The 20,786-nt window shown below is 36.9% G+C and carries 18 protein-coding genes and 1 pseudogene; 16 read left to right on the top strand and 3 right to left on the bottom strand.

Going from position 1 to position 20,786, the window contains the following annotated elements; genetic code table 11:
• Positions 1–146 precede the first annotated feature (146 nt).
• A complete protein-coding gene (locus ACM26V_RS15055; protein WP_416147545.1) occupies positions 147–689 on the bottom strand; it encodes a DUF6155 family protein in 543 nt (180 codons plus the stop codon).
• A 212-nt stretch (positions 690–901) separates the two neighbouring features.
• Positions 902–1,882 (bottom strand): iron-hydroxamate ABC transporter substrate-binding protein, encoded by a 981-nt coding sequence (locus ACM26V_RS15050; protein WP_416147544.1) that lies wholly within the window; start codon positions 1,880–1,882, stop codon positions 902–904.
• A gap of 232 nt (positions 1,883–2,114) precedes the next feature.
• Here ACM26V_RS15050 and ACM26V_RS15045 point away from each other — a divergent pair, with 232 nt between their 5' ends.
• From ACM26V_RS15045 to ACM26V_RS14975, 15 genes and pseudogenes are all read left to right on the top strand, one after another.
• Positions 2,115–2,240: a hypothetical protein gene (locus ACM26V_RS15045; protein ID WP_416147543.1), complete on the top strand. Its 126-nt coding sequence runs from the start codon at positions 2,115–2,117 to the stop codon at positions 2,238–2,240.
• A gap of 284 nt (positions 2,241–2,524) precedes the next feature.
• Positions 2,525–3,407: pseudogene (locus ACM26V_RS15040) on the top strand (RNA-guided endonuclease TnpB family protein).
• Positions 3,408–3,584: 177 nt separating this feature from the next.
• Positions 3,585–4,313, top strand: coding sequence for a nucleotidyltransferase family protein (locus tag ACM26V_RS15035; RefSeq protein WP_416147542.1), 729 nt, complete (start codon positions 3,585–3,587; stop codon positions 4,311–4,313).
• Positions 4,314–5,224: 911 nt separating this feature from the next.
• Entirely contained in the window at positions 5,225–6,172 is a 948-nt protein-coding gene (locus ACM26V_RS15030) for a carbohydrate ABC transporter permease (protein ID WP_416151888.1), read from the top strand.
• Complete coding sequence (locus tag ACM26V_RS15025; RefSeq protein ID WP_416147541.1) at positions 6,172–7,011, top strand: carbohydrate ABC transporter permease; 840 nt, start codon at positions 6,172–6,174, stop codon at positions 7,009–7,011. The genes ACM26V_RS15030 and ACM26V_RS15025 overlap by 1 nt, the downstream gene beginning before the upstream one ends.
• Positions 7,012–7,138: 127 nt before the next feature.
• On the top strand, positions 7,139–7,759 hold the full coding sequence (locus ACM26V_RS15020; RefSeq protein ID WP_416147540.1) for a YesL family protein: 621 nt from the start codon (positions 7,139–7,141) through the stop codon (positions 7,757–7,759).
• 202 nt (positions 7,760–7,961) lie between these two features.
• The gene (locus tag ACM26V_RS15015; protein WP_416147539.1) at positions 7,962–9,308 is read left to right on the top strand and encodes an ABC transporter substrate-binding protein; all 1,347 of its coding nucleotides are present in this window, start codon (positions 7,962–7,964) and stop codon (positions 9,306–9,308) included.
• Between the two features lie 396 nt (positions 9,309–9,704).
• Entirely contained in the window at positions 9,705–9,833 is a 129-nt protein-coding gene (locus ACM26V_RS15010; protein ID WP_416147537.1) for a sugar phosphate nucleotidyltransferase, read from the top strand.
• Positions 9,817–10,050 carry a hypothetical protein gene (locus ACM26V_RS15005; RefSeq protein ID WP_416147536.1) on the top strand — a complete coding sequence of 78 codons (234 nt, stop codon included), beginning with the start codon at positions 9,817–9,819 and terminating at the stop codon, positions 10,048–10,050. The genes ACM26V_RS15010 and ACM26V_RS15005 overlap by 17 nt, the downstream gene beginning before the upstream one ends.
• A complete protein-coding gene (locus tag ACM26V_RS15000; RefSeq protein WP_416147535.1) occupies positions 10,037–10,414 on the top strand; it encodes a nucleotidyltransferase family protein in 378 nt (125 codons plus the stop codon). Before ACM26V_RS15005 ends, ACM26V_RS15000 begins: the two co-directional genes overlap by 14 nt.
• A 159-nt stretch (positions 10,415–10,573) precedes the next feature.
• Positions 10,574–11,509, top strand: coding sequence for a M14 family zinc carboxypeptidase (locus ACM26V_RS14995; protein WP_416147534.1), 936 nt, complete (start codon positions 10,574–10,576; stop codon positions 11,507–11,509).
• 336 nt (positions 11,510–11,845) lie between these two features.
• Positions 11,846–14,839, top strand: coding sequence for a peptidoglycan-binding protein (locus tag ACM26V_RS14990; RefSeq protein ID WP_416147532.1), 2,994 nt, complete (start codon positions 11,846–11,848; stop codon positions 14,837–14,839).
• 541 nt (positions 14,840–15,380) lie between these two features.
• A complete protein-coding gene (locus tag ACM26V_RS14985) occupies positions 15,381–16,577 on the top strand; it encodes a hypothetical protein (protein ID WP_416147531.1) in 1,197 nt (398 codons plus the stop codon).
• A gap of 255 nt (positions 16,578–16,832) precedes the next feature.
• Positions 16,833–18,020, top strand: coding sequence for a TVP38/TMEM64 family protein (locus tag ACM26V_RS14980; protein WP_416147530.1), 1,188 nt, complete (start codon positions 16,833–16,835; stop codon positions 18,018–18,020).
• A gap of 596 nt (positions 18,021–18,616) precedes the next feature.
• Positions 18,617–18,901, top strand: coding sequence for a hypothetical protein (locus ACM26V_RS14975; protein ID WP_416147529.1), 285 nt, complete (start codon positions 18,617–18,619; stop codon positions 18,899–18,901).
• A 158-nt stretch (positions 18,902–19,059) separates the two neighbouring features.
• Here ACM26V_RS14975 and rbsK read toward each other — a convergent pair whose 3' ends face one another.
• Entirely contained in the window at positions 19,060–19,953 is an 894-nt protein-coding gene (gene rbsK, locus ACM26V_RS14970; RefSeq protein ID WP_416147528.1) for a ribokinase, read from the bottom strand.
• Positions 19,954–20,235: 282 nt separating this feature from the next.
• On the opposite strand from rbsK, the gene ACM26V_RS14965 reads away from it, so the two are divergent.
• The gene (locus ACM26V_RS14965; RefSeq protein WP_416147527.1) at positions 20,236–20,766 is read left to right on the top strand and encodes a D-glycero-alpha-D-manno-heptose-1,7-bisphosphate 7-phosphatase; all 531 of its coding nucleotides are present in this window, start codon (positions 20,236–20,238) and stop codon (positions 20,764–20,766) included.
• Positions 20,767–20,786 lie beyond the last annotated feature (20 nt).

The following is a 20,786-nucleotide window of genomic DNA, read 5'->3' as shown; positions in this document are numbered from 1 at the left end:
TTTTTGTCGAAAGGATCAAATCAGTTTACCAAATAACAATTGAACTATTGGGCGTGAAGCCCTGACTTAATTGTGAAGTGGCCCTTCGTTTTTAAAAAGCAGTGTTTAAAGAAGAAACGCGAGAAGTTCTCGCGTTTCTTTTCACGTTATTCTTCCATAACACCGACCATTGAAAAATATAATTCATCTAAGACATCATGATATCCCCAACCAATTCCATCTGAGTCTTCTACAACGGTATCCATGCGGTCTTTAAACTTTGCATAAAGCTCCTCATTCTTTAGACACTCATTCACGACTTTTTCAAACATTGAGACCATACTACCATAAAAACTTTCATCAATATCGCCATATGTATTGGTGAACTCGGTGCCTATCTCTACATAATAAAGCATCAAATCTACGGTTCTAATTAAATCGTTAGTCATCTTTTTGAAATTGGAAATGGACTTCTTTGCTTCCTTTAATCTAAGCTTCTCATCTTCATCTCCAGGAAAAAATTCATCTTTTATCTGCTTCTTAGATTTCAAAAACAAGGCTTCTACAGCTTCATCACCAATAAATTTGATTGATAATAACTCTTGCGCATCTTTGTTCACTTTGTATAACTCCACGATAATCTGGGTCAATTCTTTCTCATTTAATCCCTTTAGTTCTTTTTTTAACTCATTTAATTTAATTGTAGTCACTTATATTACCTCCCACATCGTTTTATCCATAATAACATTTATAAAGATTTATATTTTTTATTCATAAAAAAACGATTGGTTAGGTCAAAATACTAATTAAATAAAAATTGCGCGACAAGAATGGCGCGAAAAAAGGACAAGTTTAGGAGTCCACATAATCGAAACGAAAATTAAAAGACCCCTCTAACAGTTAGAGGGGTCTATGCTTCTGCCTATTCATTCAAAAACGAATCTTTAAAAATTTCTAATAGATATTCTAATGAAATTGGATCACTGTAGGTAACCTCTTTGCTGTTTAATTCAATTACTTGATTGTTTTGAACAGCAGGAACGCTTTGCCAGGTGTTTGTCTCAAAGAATGAATTATCGTAATCAGGACTTTTACTTAAGACGATATAATCACCGGAAAACTCAGGGACTGCCTCTAATGAAAGGGTGTAAACACCTGATTCTAGTGCCATTTCTTCGACTTTTTCTGGCATTTTTAACTTCATTTCTTGATACAGGATCTCTGTGCCTCGAGCATAGTTATCGCCAAATACATAAAGTTCATCGACGCCGTTTTCAATCACAGAAACAGTAGCGTCTTCACCAATTTTTTCGCGAATCGCTTCTCCCGCTGTTTGACTACGTTCTTTGAAATCGTTCACCCATTCTTCTGCTTCTTCTTCTTTGTTCAAAAGTTTTCCAATTTCGATTTGCTGTGTTAAATAATCTAATTCTCCCCATGTGTAGATAACAGTAGGGGCGATTTTGCTTAGATTTTCAAGGTTTTCTTGCCAAGACCCTGCGATGATGAGGTCTGGATTCAAGTTCTGAATTTGTTCCATGTTTGCATCGGATACGATCTCAACTCCATCTAATTTCTCATCAAAAAGAGGGTTCGCTTGCGTCCATTCATCAATTCCAACTATATTTCCATCTAAAGCAAGAATGTTTGGTCCATTCGTGAGAGCAACAATTCTTTGTGGGTTGGTAGGAACCTCGACTGGGCCCGATTCAGATTCGTAAGTAAATGTTTCAGATTCGGTTTCTGTATCTGATTTCGTTTCATCTACATTATTTTCTGCATTATTGGCGTCTGTTGTTTCATTTTCCTCTGGCGCTTCAGTTGCCTCGGTAGCTTCGTTATCCCCACAAGCACTAAGGAAAAGGATAATTAAAAGGAAGAACGGTAGTAATAGCTTTTTCATTGTGTGTTTACTCCTCACATAAATTTATAATGACTATATCCAATATATTGATAATGATAATCATTGTCAACTGTTTATTTTAGAAAGTCGAAGGGAGCAGAAGAACCGTCCCCATGCTTCTTAAAAAAAGTTGATCTAGTCTACAATTTTCGACTAGATTCGCATAAAGTTTATGATATAGTACTAGCTACATATAGTACTATATTTTAAAATGATTAGGGGTTTTAACTGAATGAGCGTAGATGAATTGAAACGGTTGATGGAAGATATTAAATGGCGCGCCGCAGGTCAGTCTTCTGAAGAAACAAATGACATAATGAAGTTTATCGAAACTCGCTTAAGAGAAATAAGTCAATAAGATGGAAGCGGAGGGACGGTTCTTTTGCTTCCTCCTCATCCGACATCTCGAATGAATGAGTGATGATGGATCGGGAGCAAAAGTGGCCAAATGGTGCAGGGATTTCCAAGTGTACGTGTTAGACGCTTGGAGAATTTCTGCATTTTTAATTTTATATTTATCGTTTTCCGCCAAAAGACTCCCTCTTCCATCGCGAGAAGGGCTTTTAGCCGTGGCGGTTGGCGATAGCCAACAGACTCACCTCATGATATGATTAGAACATACGTTTGTGAGAAGGCGATGTGATGTTAGTAAAAAAAGCGTTCAAATTTCTTATTTTTCCTCATCCAAAACAAGTCGAGCTCATTCATAAAACGCTCGGTTGTTCAAGATTCGTGTTTAATTTCTTCCTCGGTAAGCAGAAGCAAAAAGAACAAGATACAGTCCTATGTTACGAAGTACACCAATGGAAATATCGCTGTTTCAGATAAACACATCAAGTTGCCGAAGCTTGGTCTTGTTCGTTTTGCTAAAAGTCGTGACGTGGATGGGCGAATCATCAATGCGACCATCCGCCGCAATCCAAGTGGTAAGTACTTTGTGTCAATCTTAGCTGAAACAGACGTCGTTGACATGCCGAAGACAAACACCAGTACAGGCGTTGATTTAGGACTAAAAGACTTCGCTATCCTTGCAGATGGAACAAGATATAGAAACCATCGTTATTTTAAGTCGTTAGAACAAAAGGTAGCAAAGGCTCAACAAGTTCTATCAAGGCGAGTTATTGGTTCTAGCAACTGGAACAAGCAACGAATCAAGGTCGCTCGAATTCACGAAAAGATTGAAAATAAGCGGACAGATTTCTTGCATAAGACCTCGACCGATATTATCAAGAACCACGATATTATCGGAATGGAGAGTCTGCAAGTATCGAACATGATGAAAAATAAGAAAATAGATGCATCCATCGCTGATGCATCTTGGTGTCAATTTAAGAGCTTGTTAAAATATAAAGCTAAATGGTACGGGAAGGCGGTGGCGGAAGTGAGCGAAACCTTCCCTAGCTCCCAACGTTGTTCAAGTTGCGGCTATAAAAACAAAGACGTTAAAGATCTGAATGCGCGTGAATGGACATGTATTTGTGGGATGCATCACGACCGCGATATGAACGCAGGATTAAACCTTTAAAATGAAGTTATAAGGCTTCTAACTGTCGGTGCGACGGGGATAGCCTAATTAAAACTTTCGGTTACGAAGGTGTTCTTAGGAATCCCCCACTTCAAACAGCTCGCAAGCTGTTAAGTGGCGGGTAGTTCAATTAGAGTATCATCTATAGTATAGAAACATAAAGGAGAGTTTTGTGTTATGAAATGTATTATATTGGCAGCAGGATATGCGACTAGGTTGTATCCACTCACGAAAAATACTGCGAAACCACTACTAAAAGTTGCAGGGAAAACGATTATGAATCACATTATGGAAAAAGTTGAAGAAGTGGATGTCATAGACGAAATTTTTATTGTGACTAACGATAAATTCTACGCAAGTTTTCAAAACTGGGCGAATGATTTTCAAAGCAAGAAGACGGTCCATGTGATCAATGATCAGACAACAACAAATGATAATCGATTAGGGGCGATTGCTGATATTCAATACGTATTAGATCAAGCGGAAATCACGGATGATTTAATGGTGCTGGCTGGAGATAATCTGTTTGAATTTCAGTTAAAAGATTTCGAGCACTTTTATCGTAAGGTGAACGCTGACTGTATTACTACTCATGAGTTAGACGATGAGGCAGAAATAAAATCAACTGGTGTGATTGAAATTGATGGAGAAAATAAAGTCACATCATTTGAAGAGAAACCGCAGAATCCAAAGTCAAATCTCGCTGTACCACCAATCTATATTTATCAGGAAAAGACGATTCCTCTCATCAAACAATACATAAATGAAGGCAACAACCCAGATGCGCCCGGCAATTTCATCCCTTGGCTTATTCAACATAAATCTGTACACGCCTTTAAATTCGAGGGCATGAGATATGATATCGGTACCCTTGAAAGTTACCAAAAGGTTCAAAACCTATTCTAGAAAGCAGAGTTATTTGCTTTCTTGGGTGGTGAAGTTTAAATGACATTTTTAATAATTTTATTTTAACTCTTGGCTTTTCAAACCGAACCTCTTAGAATTTAGGATTATTAGAGTAACTGCTTGATTTCATCCGAAATTAATCCGTATATGTTGGTGTATTAACTCAAAAAATAAAACTTTGTACGTTTAAATATAGTTTTAATAAGGTCAAAGATTAAGGGTCTAAAAAATTAAAGTGATAATAAAGTACATAATAATTAATAAATCCACTACTCTAAAAATATAATTTCAGGCTCAATTTCAAAATTATACACATTTATAATTTAAAAATTACTGTAAAATAATCGAGTTTTTGGGTGGGTTGTCTACAATTAAATTACTAATTATTACTAAAATGAAATTATTGTAATTAAGCAACCCTCTTTATATATATATGTACGTATATATTCATTGTAAATCCCTCTAATAAAACTAAGTTATTGTAGGAGTTTGGTTGACATGCAAGGATAGCAGTAATATAATGAAGTCAAGTTAATTATGAATACGTTTACATTATATATTTTTGAATACGTTTACATTTTAGGTTTTGTCTACTTACGACCGTTTGATTACCTTAGTTATTTAAGTGTATATGTCAAAATATTAATATTAATTTAGGTATTATTTTATCAGAAGATTCATATTATTTTGAACTCTTACTTTATAATTCGTCCTGTAGGTCTAATGAGGTTTTGAACAGTTAGTTGTACAACATGATAATAGTTATAAGAAAGGGAGGGCTAATTGTAAAACATAATAGATACTATTTAATGGAACAACTAAAATTTATCTTAATCGTAAACAGTACTTTAAAAAAGGGAGACAGAATGAATATTGCATCTTAAATTAATAAATAATGAGGGGGTCTCATGATGCAACCAGTAAAAAGTACGGAGCAGAAACTGTTGCAGCCTAATGGTAAAAAACGAAAAAGTATTCCTGATTATTTAAATTCTAAAAAAGTTGTTCCGTATGTATTTATCTCACCATTTATTATTTCATTTATAATATTATCGTTATATCCAGCTATACAAGCTGTTATTATGAGTTTTCAAAGAGTGCTGCCTGGAGATGTTAGTTTTATAGGGTTAAGTAATTATTCGAGAATCTTAAATCCAACTTTTTACACGGCATTACAGAATACGGTTATCTACGTTATTTTAACTGTAGTTATATTGGTAACCGTGCCAATATTGTTAGCAGTTTTCTTAGATTCAAAGATTGTAAAGTCTAAAACCGTCTTTAGAACTGCGTTATTTATACCGGCGTTAACTTCTGTAATTGTTGCAGGTATGGTTTTTAGACTTATGTTTGCGGAAAGTGATACTGCAGTAGCGAACCAAATACTTAACTGGGTAGGTTTAGAAGCTGTTGAGTGGAGATATAATGCCTGGTCAGGTATGTTTTTAATGGTAGTGCTTGCCTCTTGGCGCTGGATGGGGATAAATATTTTATATTTCCTAGCAGCTTTGCAAAATGTACCAAAAGAATTGTATGAAGCTTCTGATATTGATGGTGCGAGTGTAGTACAGAAGTTTTTTTATGTTACATTACCATTCTTAAAACCAGTAACAATTTTTGTTGCTACAATTTCTATTATAGGTGGTTTCAGAATGTTTGAGGAAAGCTTTGTTTTCTGGACAGGAGGATCACCTGGGAATATCGGTTTAACTATAGTTGGTTATTTGTACCAACAAGGTATTCAGCAAAATGATATGGGATTCGGTGCAGCCATTGGAGTTGTATTGATGGTAATTATTTTCATCATTACATTTATCCAACTTTATCTCACTGGTGCTTTCAAAAGGGGGGATGAGTAATGAAGAAAAATAAATATACGGTAATAACGTGGATAATAACTGTTTGTTTCGTTGGTATATCTTTCGTTGCACTATTTCCTCTATTTAATTTAATACTTGGTGCATTTAGACCATCAACTGAATTGATGCGTAATGGAATTACCCTAATTTTTGATCCAAGTACATTAACCACTGACAATTTTGTATACATCTTTACTGAAGCTAGTTCTTATTGGCGATGGTATGGTAATAGTTTGATAATATCAGCAGTTATTATCGTCACGTCACTATTTTTCTCATCGATGGTTGGTTATGCTCTAGCAGTATATGATTTTTTTGGAAAAAACTTCTTCTTTATACTTGTATTGTTTATATTGATGATCCCATTTGAAATTTTAATGTTACCACTTTTTCAATTAATGATTGAGTTGAGGTTAATTGATACCTATGCATCCGTTATAGTTCCTGCGGTTGTTGCTCCAATAGCTGTCTTTTTCTTTAGGCAATATGCATTAGGTCTACCTAGAGAATTGATGGATGCAGCAAGGATAGATGGATCTTCAGAATATGGGATATTCTTTAAAATTATGTTACCACTTATGGGGCCATCATTAGCTGCGATGGCGATTTTACAAGGGTTAAATAGTTGGAATAACTTTCTATGGCCGTTAATTGTATTACGCTCCAATGAAATGTTTACATTACCAATCGGTTTGGCAACTTTATTAACACCTTATGGTAATAACTATGATGTATTACTAGCAGGATCAGTCATGACAATTGTTCCAATTGTTATACTGTTCATTTTCTTCCAGCGTTTCTTCGTGGCTGGTTTAACGCTAGGAGGAGTAAAGGGGTAAGAAGTATTCTTTATACTTTAGGAATGTTTAGCTTCGCTAAAGGGTTAAAGTATAAGATAAACGAAGGCTTTCGCCATGAAGGACTTGGCGAAATGCCAAGTTTTTCTAATAAAGGTGGTATAAAGTGATGGATGGAAAACAAGTAGTATCTTCACTTGATCGTATTCTTCGATGGATGATGCAATTAGCTGCTATAAATCTATTGTGGTTCTTCTACTCTCTTTTAGGTTTAATTATAGGTGGAGTTTTTCCAGCTACGTTAGCAGCTCTAGGGGTATCAAGAAAATTGATCATGGGAGATCGAGACATTAAGATATGGAAAACTTTTAAGCAGATCTATTTAAAAGAGTTCATTGTATCTAATGTAATGGGGTGGTTTCTGTCCATCATAGGAGGTTTGCTTTACCTTAATTATAGGGTGATAGCAAATTCACCTGGAGAAATTGTATTTGTAATTCCATTTGCTTTCTACCTCGTTTTGTTTTTCTATATCATTATTGTTTTATGGTCTTTTCCATTATTAGCCCATTACCAAACTTCATGGTTTAGGCACATTCGAAATGCATTAATTATAGGTTTGACAAAACTTCATTATACTTTTGCCAGTGGATTTGTCGTTTTTACAGTAGTTTATTTGTCTTTAGATTTCCCAGGGTTTATACCATTTTTTTCAATTAGTTTCGTTTCACTAGGTTGTATGTGGTTCTCTATGAAAATATTTTGGGAATTAGATCATAAAACTTCATAAACTTAAGGAAGCAAATTCTGATTTCATATCCCGTTCGATTGATTACAAACTAAGTAATTCTAAACCAAAATGAAAACGTTTACTAATTTTGGAGTAGTTTTGTTTAGTTCTTAAATGAGGGGGGGTGATCATATTCAGTGAGATTATCTAGAGTTTGTATCATATGTAGATTTAAAATTGAAACAATAGGGGGTAAAATATTATGAAAAAGCTAAATTTTCCAATTGTACTTTTTGGCATAATGGCTTTAGTTTTAATGGCATGTGGCGGTAATAATTCAAGCTCGGGAGATGGAGAGGCAGATGATACGACGGTAGTAGGTGATGATATAGACGGCGCTACAGAACTCGTATTTTGGACGTTTAGTGAATTACACATGGAGTTCTTTGAAGATGCAGTACCTGGGTGGAATGAAGAGAATCCCGACAAACCCATTAAGTTAGTTGCTGAAACTTATCCATTTGACCAAATGCATAATAATTTATTATTAGCATTACAGTCTGGGTCAGGTGCACCGGATTTAGCGGATATTGAAATTGCCCGTTTCCCGAATTTCCTCCAAGGGGAACCGCAGTTGTTAGCAATGAATGATTATGTAGAGCCTGTTATAGATGATTTCATTGAGGCACGTTTTGATATTTATGCAAAAGATGGGGATTATTATGGAATGCCATATCATGTTGGGGCGTCAGTTATGTACTATAATAAGGAAATTATGGATGAAGCTGGGGTAGATATTGATTCGATTCAAACTTATGATGATTATACTGAAGCTGGTAAGCAAGTTGTGGCAAATACAGATGCTGTGCTAACTAGTGTTCATACTGGCGATTTCTTACCATATTGGCAACATATCAGTCAACGAGACTCTGATTGGTTTGACGAAGATGGTAATTTAACTTTAGACTCTCAAGAAAATATTGATACATTACAATACTTTCATGACTTGATTTATGTTGACGAAGTTGCGGAGCTTAGTCCAGGTGGAGAGCCACATGCGGAAGAATTTTACGCATATATGAACGAAGGAGGAGCTGCATCCATTGCAATGCCGATCTGGTTTATGGGCAGATTCACTGATTATATGCCTGATCTAGCAGAAAAGATGGTTATCCGACCATTACCTGCTTGGGAAGAGGGTGGAAAACGCTCAGCAGGTATGGGTGGTACAGGAACAGTAGTTACGAATCAAACAGAAGATGCGGAACTTGCACAAGAATTCTTAGCCTATTCAAAGCTTTCAATAGAAGCAAACGAAAAAATCTGGACTGTACTTGGGTTTGACCCTCCTCGTTGGGATGTTTGGGAAAGCGATGCAGTTCAAGAAGATAATAAATTCTACCAATATTTTGGGGATGATATTTTCGATACGCTATTAGATATTAGAGATGAAATCAATGCAGTTAATATTACTGAATATACTCCTGACGTATCAACTGAGCTTGGTACAAATGTATTGAATAATGTGTTTAGACAACAATCTCATACTCCTGAAGAAGCGCTAAGAGAGGCACAAGAGACAGTTGAAAATAATATGACTGATGATTAATCTATAGTATTTGAGGGTGTTCCGAAAGAAGATCTTTTGGGACACCTTTCTTTTTTATAATCAAATGAGAATGGAAGAGATATACGTTAGGTTCGTGATAACAAATTCCCTGCCTTTTCTACTCAATATGCTAGAATAAAAGTGTTCCAGAGAAAGAATGTCGGCTGCTTTTTTTATTGAGCAAAGCGTTCTCTTAAATCATCAATTAAAAAAAGGACATTTATTCTGTATTATCGAACCCATTCATGTACGATAGAAAGAAGAGGGTGGGAAGCGCAGGGACGGTTCTATTGCTTCCACATCATTCATAGGTTAACTGCATACATAAGTGAAAAATAAAAGTCCACGGAAATGATTGAGCAAGAATAACGAGATAGTAAAAGAGAGTTTTGTGACATGAAAAGTATTATACTAGCTGCGGGTTACGCAACAAGGCTGTATCGACTTACTAAAAATATTGCTAAACCACTTCTTAAAGTTGCGGGAAAAACTGATTATGGATCATATTATGGAAAAGGTAGATGAAGTCTCTATTGTAACGAACGATAAGTTCCACTCGAGTTTTCAAAAGTGGGTGAACGAATTTCAAAGCAAGAAGTCGATCCATGTCATCAATGATCAAACAACGACAAACGATAACCGATTAGGTGCGATTGCCGATATTCAATACGTATTAGATCAAGTAGAAATTGCTGATGACTTAATGGTGCTGGTTGGAAATAATCTGTTTGAATTTCAGTAAAAGGTTTCGAGCATTTTATCGTGAGGTCGATGCTGACTGTATTACGACACATGAGTTAGACGATGTGGTAGAGATAAAATCAACTGGTGTGGTTGAAATTGATTACGAAAATAAAGTCACAGGTTTTGAAGAGAAACCGCAAAATCCAAAGTCAAACCTGGCTGTCCTTCCATTCTATATTTATAAGGCAAAGACACTCCCGCTTATCAAACAATACATAGATGAAGGTAATAACCCGGACGCCCCCGGCTACTTCATCGACTGGTTGATCCAACGCAAACCTGTACATGCCTTTAAATTCGAGGGGATGAGATACGATATCGGTACGTTTGAAAGTTACAATAAAGTGCAAGAGCTATTCTAGGAAGCTGAAATTTTTGCTTCCTTTGTTTGAATAGCAATTAGAGGAAAGTTTTTCAGTTGCAAAAAAATAAAATAGATTAGACATGCCTGTGCTCCTTTATTAATATAAGGGGACAGAAAAATGGTCGATTCTAGGCGGTTTGTTTGGAGGTTGATGATAGTGCGGATTAAAAATATACAGGATTTTTTCAAAAGGAAAATCATAAATAAGAAAGATTCTCAGAATTCAAGCTTGGAAATAAGAAAGATACCTTATAAATTTGAAGGCGAGGTTGCCTATCAGCCATACAGTGCTGTTGAATCAAGAATTAATGCATTTAACGATGTTTCCGTCATCGGGAAAGATGCAAGCGGCGATTTCAATATGTATCTTATAGAACTGGGTGATAAGAGCAAACCGACGATTATGGTGTTGGCAAGTTTACACGGATCAGAGTGGCAATCTACGCAATACACGTTAACATTTATGGAGCAGCTAAGGGACAATATTCTCGAAGATCAAGCGTTTCGGGATGTATTATTAGATGAATTTCATATTGCTTACATTCCGGTTGGGAACCCTTGGGGATACGAGAGGACCAGACCTCATGCCAGACTGAGGGGGAGGAAAAATGCCAATCGTGTGAATCTAAATAGAGATTTTAAAGCGTTCTCTCAACAGGAGTCGCAAAACATAAAAAAAATTATGGATGATCTAAAGCCATTTTCCTATATAGATTGTCATTTGATGGCACCAAAGAAAGATGGTGGGCAGAACTATCAAGATTTAATCGTAGGTAATGTCGATGGTGCATCAAATATTTATAGGGATTTTATAGCTGACTCGCTTTCTTTATTCGCTGGTAGGCCTGTTGAAAGATGGGATGAGAGAACAAATGAAATGCACCAAGGGCTATCAAGACGTTATTTGGTAGGTAAAAACAATCCCTATACTGCAGATACGTTTACATATATTTTAGAAATATATCGACCTGTCGACGATGGCGAAGGAGTTATTCGATATCTTTCCGACCATGAAATTAAGAAATTTGGGATGGCTGGACTTTATTTTTTCTTGCAAGCATCGATGAAGCACTATCAATCGAGGGGAAAGTAAGAAGTATTTGGCTTGTTTATTTTTAGGAGAGGTAAGGTGACTATTTAGTAACTAAACTTATGACGATCTTCTAAGTTTATGATATATTTTAACAGTTTTCAAAATGTAGATAAAAGCTGATATACAGCCATTTTCTTACTGAGCTGTGTATTTTTATGCTGGAATGATGAGGTAAGATCGAGGGATTTTTTCTAAATAATAACAATTGAAGTAATATTGAGTATTAAGACCTATAAAAGAATGAATTATGACGATTGCAAGAATGATCCTAGTGAAGGATACTGAAGATAGTAGTCTAATAGACTTACACAGCTACACACATGGGGGCATATATATATGAAAAGGAAAAAACCATTTATTTTATTTGTTTTGTTGATTATGTGCATGAACCTTATTTTTACTGCGCCTGTAGCGGCAACAGAAAGAATAAGCCTTGAAACACAAAATGATCAAATATTAGTTGAACAAGAAGAATCTGGCGAAAAAGAGAGTGAAGTAATAAAGGAAGATATTAAACTAAAACAGCAAGATAAAAATGGTCGAAGGGATACAAAGGAAGACGATAAAGATAAAGTTATTGTACTGTTTAAAAATAATGCGAACCAAGAGCTAATTACCAATTCAAATGGAACGGTTCATCATGAATTTGAAAACATACCTGCCTTGGCAATTTCTGTACCTCAACAAGCAATTGGCGGGTTAAAGAATAATCCGAATGTCATATCGGTTGAAAAAAATGAGCGGTATGATATTCAAGGGCAAACAACACCTTGGGGCATAGCAGCTGTTGACTCACCGCAAGCTTGGAGTAACGATGTCACTGGGAAAGATGTGAAAGTTGCCATCATCGATAGTGGAGTTGACACTTCTCACCCAGATTTGAGTATTGCTGGATGTTATGGTGCGTCAGATGCGGCAACCTGCGAAGATGTAGACGGACATGGAACCCACGTTGCAGGAACCGTGGGTGCAAGAAATAACGAGATTGGAGTCGTCGGTGTTGCACCTGATGTTGACATTTACGCTGCAAGAGTAAGTAATCTCGACGGGGAAATCTGGTCAACTAATGTATTGGCCGCAATTGACTGGGCGATTTCAAAAGAAGTTGATATTATCAATTTGAGTTTAGGGTCTAATGAATATTCTCGTTCAATAGATGAAGCCTTAACGAATGCATATGATAAGGGGATACTAAGCATTGCAGCATCGGGAAATGATTCCTCTAACAGTGTAAGCTACCCAGCAGCATTAGCGAATGTTATTGCTGTTTCAGCAACTGATAAAAATAATGAAATTGCTTCGTTTTCAAACACTGGGGAAGAAATTGAATTTAGTGCTCCTGGAGTAGCGATTGATTCAACAACGCTGAACGGAGACTATGCGAAAAGTAGTGGAACTAGTATGGCAACACCTCACGTTGCAGGTGTTCTTGCATTATTAATAGAGACCTATCCCGACATGAATAGAGATGATCTTAGAGCAACTTTAAGAGATAATGCCTTAGATTTAGGGCCAAAAGGAAGAGACTCTCAGTTTGGTTATGGATTGGTACAAGCACCAGATGTTGGGGGCGACTCTTCAGCCAATGTCCCTGATCAACCATCAAATCTAGCAGTAGATAGTGTAAAGAGTGACTCGCTAAAAATTACGTGGAACGCTCAAGAATATACAGATTATTATAAAGTTACTGTTAAAGACGTTGGTGAATTTGAAACGACAGAACCTGAATTTCAAATAAACGATTTGTCACCTAATACTACTTATCAAGTGAATGTCTCGGCTATTAATACCGAAGGATTTAGTGAAGATTCTAGTATTGATGTTTTAACACTTCTTTCACCAACGGAGCTTGATAGTGAAAATGTCACGTCAAATATTATTGAATTACGCTGGGTAAAAAACAACGACGCGACGTATTATGAGTTGTATCGTGATGATTCACTCATCTATTCAGGTACAGAGAAACGATTCATTGATAAAGAATTACAACCTGAAACAACATATAGCTATCATCTTATAGCTAAAAATAATAATAATAAAAGTGAACTTTCAATGAAATACACAGTTGAAACATTGGAGAATTTTACTGACGAGATGGAAGAGAAAGTCTTGAAGTTACAAACAGATTTGAAAAATTTGGGTTTCTTCGATCAGCAACCTAATGGTAAATTAAACAATGAAACAGAAGCTTCAATCATAGCATTTCAAGAGTACTTTGGTTATGAAGTAACTGGTCTTGTAAATGAAGACACGTTGTTAAGCGTCGTAGAAGTACTATCAAGTCCATTAAGGAATGGTCAATATCGTGAAACAGCTATTCAACTAAAGAAGGATTTGGCATATCTAGGATTTCATATATCGAATCATCCAACGACTTTCTATGGACCGAAAACGGAAGAAGTAGTTCGAGATTTCCAAAAAGAGCAGGGCTTAAGAGTGAATGGAATAGCAGACGAAGTAACATTGAAAAAGATACAGGAGCTTTTAGAAGCCCCTATGGCGAATGGGACATACCGTCAAGATGTGATCATGCTAAAAGAAAGATTAGCTACATTAGATTTCTATATATCGAACAATCCGACGATATTTTATGGACCAGTCACAGAGGAAACCGTAAGAAGTTTTCAAAAGTATTATAAATTAGAAGAAACGGGCGTAGCAAGTAAAGAAACTTTAGCAAAAATCGATGAAGTTTTATCAAGTCCATTAAGGAATGGTCAATATCGTGAAACAGCTATTCAACTAAAGAAGGATTTGGCATATCTAGGATTTCATATATCGAATCATCCAACGACTTTCTATGGACCGAAAACGGAAGAAGTAGTTCGAGATTTCCAAAAAGAGCAGGGCTTAAGAGTGAATGGAATAGCAGACGAAGTAACATTGAAAAAGATACAGGAGCTTTTAGAAGCCCCTATGGCGAATGGGACATACCGTCAAGATGTGATCACGCTAAAAGAAAGATTAGCTACATTAGATTTCTATATATCGAACAATCCGACGATATTTTATGGACCAGTCACAGAGGAAACCGTAAGAAGTTTTCAAAAGTATTATAAATTAGAAGAAACGGGCGTAGCAGGTAAAGAAACTTTAGCAAAAATCGATGAAGTTTTATCAAGTCCATTAAGGAATGGTCAATATCATGAAACTGCGATCTCATTAAAAGAAAATTTATCGCATTTAGGTTTTCATGTGTCGAATCATCCAACGACTTATTATGGCCCAATAACTGAAAACACAGTAAAAGCGTTCCAAAAACAACATGGTTTAAGAGTTAGTGGCATAGCAGATAAGCTGACGTTGAAAAAAATAGAAGAACTTCTCTAATAAACTGGGAAGCAAAAGAACCGTCCGGAAGCAAAGGGACAGTTCTTTTGCTTCCTTCGTGTATCTAAATCCCCACTTATTTTTTCGGCAAATAAGAGGTTCATCTTTACCAATCTTGCAATCTTTCTTGTTATAAAAAATGGGTTTGAAGATGTGTTTTCTGCTCACGGCTTATTAGCACCTCATAGATGAGCATGTTGACTTTAATCCTAGCGGTGACCGCTTTTTCAATTGGTTCTACCAAGCCTTCTCTCTTACTTGGTGCTAATAGCTGTAAGAAGAATGTTGTTCGAGCATCAAGCTTCTATTTTAAGTTATTTAAACGTAGGCTGTATGTTGCGTTTATCTGGATTTGTAGGTTGGACTCTGGGACTTTATGATTGATTAGTGTGAAAAGGGTGTCTAATGTAGCCGCTAATATAGCCAATATTTATGTTTTTATGTAAAATAATAGTCATAAGGTATTAGGTTAATTGTAGCGATTTTGTAATATTAAATATATATTAGTGGTACTTAAGAACATCGAGGAGGCTTGTTGTATATGGGGAGAATAAACTATTCAACAGTAGTCTTCGTATTCCTATTGCTTGTAGTTGGGTGCGGTGGCAACGAACAAAATGAAGGGTCCAATGGTGGGGTTATTAAAGAAACGAATGAATATGATGTTATTGCTATTGATTCAGTAGAAGCTCAACAGCAAGCTGATGATAGCGAAGTGGCGAGTGGGCAAGTATCTGCAAATGTCGAAGAGGACGCTGCTGATGATAACCCACTTAGGTACATTCATCCTCAGGGGCTTTTTGAAATGAAATTTTCTGATCAGTGGGATGGTATGTTCATGCCAATTGAAGTTGGAATAAGAAATGAAGAGGCTATTGATCAATCGTTCGAGTCTGTTATATTTGAAATAGTTTATGACGAGGTTTGGCAAGAGGGAGAGGCGATTTTCTCGATTCATATTTTCGATGAAGTGATTTCCGTACAGGAATGGTACGAGTCTGAGAGATGGATAAATGGTTGGGAGTATATAGGCACGGCAGATGGTCGTACGTTCACATTAGATTATCATTACTTAGAGCCTTCAATGTTTTTAACAAATGAAGAGACATTCCATGAATTTGAGCCTTTGCTTAACGACATCCATAATCTTATTGACGATGCGTTTCAAGTGGCAAGTGGGATAGAAATTACTGCAATAGATAATAATATTTATAATGAAGAAGAAGCTAAACAATATTTTTCTGAAAAATTTAGTGTGGAAATAGGTACAGTGGAAACTTTGTCTTTAGATTTAACAAATGATGATTTGGAAGAAATGGTTCTGTTTAATCCTGTATATCCTACAGATCCCCAAGATTGGAAAAGTAATGTAATGGTTTTTAATAGTGAAGGGAGTCCGTTAATTAATACGACGATGGAGATGTTGCGCTATCCGTCAAACGATATACTAGATATCGAGGTTATTTCGCATCCTACTCTCGGAGATAGTCTCGGTATTTATTCCGGTCACAGAACGTATCATATGGGTGTATACGGTTTTGAGCACCATCGATTTAGTTATCTTGATGAATTTGCTGAAATGGTTGGGATTGATTTTATTGATCGCAATGGTGATGGCGCGCATGACGGTGTTGTTGTCGAAAGCGTTGACTATGAGGAGTCTGAGGGTATGGCAGGTTCAGAAATAGTAGAAATTCATTATGATTGGAACGACGAAGCAGGTCGATGGGTGCAATAGGTTGGCGGAAACGGAAGCAGGAAGCGCGGGGACGGTTCTCCTGCTTCCTTCGTGTATCTAAATAAAGCTATGTTTAGGTCAATAACTAAGCCTCTAGGCGTGAAGGGAATCTCTTGCGCATAGGGGTTTTTTGGCGGATTGACTGTTATAATATTTCGTTTACTTGTTTATCAATGTTAGTTATAATTTGTATAAATTATAGTTATATAAATTCGTGCGTTTGTTGTGGCGACTTTTATGCTCGGAGGGTAATGGATGAATGTTGTAAAATGGTTTGTTGGTTTATTGAAGACTTTTTATGTGTGGTATTTGGTTAGTTTAGCGGTTTCGATTTGTTTCGTTCCGTGGTCGTGGGTAGAGATGAAAATCTATGTTAGTGGATTTATTACTTTATCTGTTATTTTTGCAGTTCTCTTTTATGTGCTTTATTCCTTGTTTAAGTTACCAAGTCGAGAGATTTCGCTGTTTTGGCTGAAGCGTTTTTGGAGTGAAATGATGATTTGGGGGAGTTTGGGAGTTATTCTTCTTCTGAGTCTGTTCCAGACAGTGGGGCTTGCGACGTTACCTGCTTCATTAACGAGGGATGGTCTCTTATGGGGGGCATTTTCTCTTGCGCAAATAAATATTGTTATCGTGGTGATCGTTATCTTGGGGTATGTCTGTCATGATTTGTTTCATCGTCTGTCTTTGCAGAAAACTAAAGATGAAGCGCCAGAGCATCGTGACCGTAGAGTGGTAATTTCTTCTTTTCAATGGCAAAATATATTGATTGTCATTGCTACAACGTTTGTTTTTGCTTTGCTCTATTTTGTGCATATTGAGTTCCAGGGCTTTATTCACGAAGCGTCGTCAAAGATTATGTCAGGGAATATTGAGGTTTTTCGAGACTATTTACTTTCGTTTGGTGTGTGGGCGCCGGTTGTGTCAGCATTGTTAATGATTTTTGTGCTTGTGATTGCTCCTCCATTACCGGCTTTTGTCGTAACTTTTACGAACGGACTTTTGTTTGGTGCGGTTTGGGGAACGTTGCTATCTTGGTCAAGTGCGATGATAGGTGCTGCGCTGTGTTTTTATATTGCGCGTGCTGTAGGGCGTCCGCCTGTAGAAAGGTTTATTCCGAAGCCTGCATTAGAATGGACAGACCGCTTTTTTGAAAAATATGGTGTACATTCTATATTTTTAGCTCGTCTTATACCGGTGATGTCATTTGCTTTCATCAGTTATGGAGCTGGATTGACAAGGATGCGGTTTACGGGGTATTTTATCGCGACGGGTCTTGGTCAGTTGCCAGCGACGATTATCTATTCTTGGCTCGGTGAGAATGCATCTGGGTCTGTCATGTATGTATTTTGGGCATTTGTAGCCGTTATTACGTTAGCTGTAATTACGTCTGCATTTAAACCTTGGTTTGAAAAGAGAGTGGGTAAGACAGATCATACGTGATAATTTAGTGGAGTGGTATGGGGAACTAAAGCAGAAGAACCGTCCCTGCGCTTCCTAGGAAGCAGAGGGACGGTTCTTCTGCTTGTTTCGGTTATCGAAATAAATTAATGTTGAATAGTTGTGACTTAACTAAGTGGTTGTCCACATCGTTTTTCATAACATTGACTCTTTTCATAGTATCTTATTAAAACAAGCAAGATATAAATAAAAGAAAATATATAAAATAATAAGGAATGTTTGTGTCTTCCAATGTAAAGGTTTAAAAACGAGATTTTTCATATAATTCAATGGTTTCATGTACAGGATTGGAAAATCTTTGTCTCTTTTCTTTATAGTTTGAAACATGTGTGTTATTTACCTCCCTTTGAACTGAATTATTTTACTTATTAACTATTTATTTACTTATTTACGGGACCTCCACCTCGAAATTGGTGGTTGTGGATATTTTCTGAATATTTAGTTATATTAACTGTTTTATTTCTATATAATTAGGGGTAAATACATAATAGTGACAATGTTTTGTAAGTGGGCAGTCTTTATTCCGTTCGATTCTCGTACATATTTCTAGATAAATAGAGAAAGGGTGAAGATAAAAATTGGCTAAACATCAAGGTGCATCTAAGAGTGCTATGGTCATTAGGAACGAAGCAGGGAAAGGGATCGATATGATTTCAGCGAAGCATATTGCAAGGGCTCTTAAAAAGGGTGAAAATATTTTTGAATTGTTGGAAACGTTCTCAAATATTATTAAAATTAAAGATTCATTTAATGATGGCAATGAAATTGAAGATGTTTCAGCGACATATCAAAATAAATTAAATAATTTTACGTTTACCGTGAACCGATGTAAAAAGAATATAATCAGTTTTTATCATTACTAGGGGTTTGAGAGTGGAGTTTGGAAGCAGAAGAACCGTCCCCGCGCTTTTTAGGAAGCGGAGGGACGGTTCTTCTGCTTCCTTAAGAGAAAGACCCAAACATGAAAAAATGTTTGGGTCTTTCTTTGTACAGGGCCAAATAACGGGATTTTTATATAGGGTTAGTTTTGGCTGTCCTTTATAATTGCTGCTACTTGTTCTTGGTTAGGCATTCCAGCTTGTGCACCGAATTTTTGCACGGATAGTGCGGCGGCTGCATTGGCAAATTTTATGGCTTTTTCTGTCGGTTCTCCACTTGCGAGTGCTACGGCTAATGCTCCGTTAAATGTATCTCCGGCGCCTGTGGTGTCGACAGATTTAACAGGATAACCTTTGATAAATATCTCATGATCATCTGCATAAAAGGATGCGCCTTCTTTACCTCTAGTAACGATAAGTTTCTCCCGCAATGCTTGTTCTTGAAGAGGTTTATCTCCAAATAGTTCCCTTTGTTCTGATTCATTTGGAGTAATATAAGTTGCCATTGCTAAAGTATCGTGCTCTAATTTTTGGGCTGGTGCCGGATTTAGTATTACTGGCACTTTATGCGTAGAGCATAATTCGAGTATATGTTTGACGGTTTCAAGTGGGATTTCCAATTGAAGTAGTACCAAATCACTGGTCACGATGTCTTGTTTGAATGTGTCGACGTAATCTATTGTCACGTGCTTATTTGCTCCGGGTACGACAATGATACGATTGTCGTTATCTGTTAAGAGAATTGTAGCAACCCCTGAACTGCATTCGGTTACAGGTTTTACTCGGTCGCAATTTATTCCGTTAGTTGCTAATGATTGTTGGAGGTGTGGGCCGAATGTATCGTCGCCAACTCTTCCGATCATTCGCACGTCAGCACCTAATCTCGCTGATGCAACTGCTTGATTCGCACCTTTTCCTCCTGGGATAGTCGAGAAATTTGTGCCTAAAATCGTTTCACCTTGCTCGGGGACTAAGGTTGATTCCGTTATCATATCCATATTTATACTTCCAATGACTGTAATTGAAGGCTTCCTCATTGTCTTCCTCCTTGTGTTTTGCATTTATATTAGATTTACTGTATGAGATTTGTGAATCGTAACTAATATGTAACTGGTTAGAAAAAACTATTAAAAACTATTTTGCGATTTTATTAGTTCATTTTCCATTATAAAACAATGGATTCAAATGAGAAAGTTTGATTGCGAGCTAAACTATACAGTGATCAACCTCCTTGGTAGCTGTTGCTGCTGAGTGGCTTTATTTGATTAATGAAAGGGAAGAGATAGAGACAGACTATTGGATGAAACGGAGATGATCTGATGAATAAGGCGATGTTTTTGGATCGGGATGGTGTGATTAATGAGGTGCTTAGTGAACGGGTGGAGTTTGTGAATGAGCCGGATGATTTTCATTTGCTCGAGGGGGTTGGCGAGGCGGTGAGGTTGTTTAATGAGGCGGGGTTTAAGGTATTTGTCGTGACGAATCAGGGTGGAATCGGACTTGGATTTATGGGTGAATCAGCATTAACTAGTGTACATACGAGGATGGAAAATGATTTGGCAGTGTTTGGAGCTCGGGTCGATGATATCGCTTATTGTGCTCATAAGCCCCATGAGCAATGTGCGTGCCGGAAGCCTAAGCCTGAGATGATTCTAAGGTTGGCTGAAAAATACGATGTGGATTTGGGAAATAGCTATATGGTTGGTGATCGTGCCCCTGACATTGAGGCTGGAAAGGCTGCAGGGACAAAGACGATTCTCGTTGGTGAACAAAAAACAGGGGATGCGGGGGCGGACTTTGTATTTCCTGACCTTCTTTCGGCAGCGTGGGCGGTCTGCAAGAGGGAGTGAAAGTTTTAGTGGTAATTTAG

The organism is Salipaludibacillus sp. HK11, assembly GCF_047795645.1.
In the GTDB taxonomy this organism is placed as follows: domain Bacteria; phylum Bacillota; class Bacilli; order Bacillales; family Salisediminibacteriaceae; genus Salipaludibacillus.
This window is presented reverse-complemented; position numbering and strand designations above follow the sequence as displayed.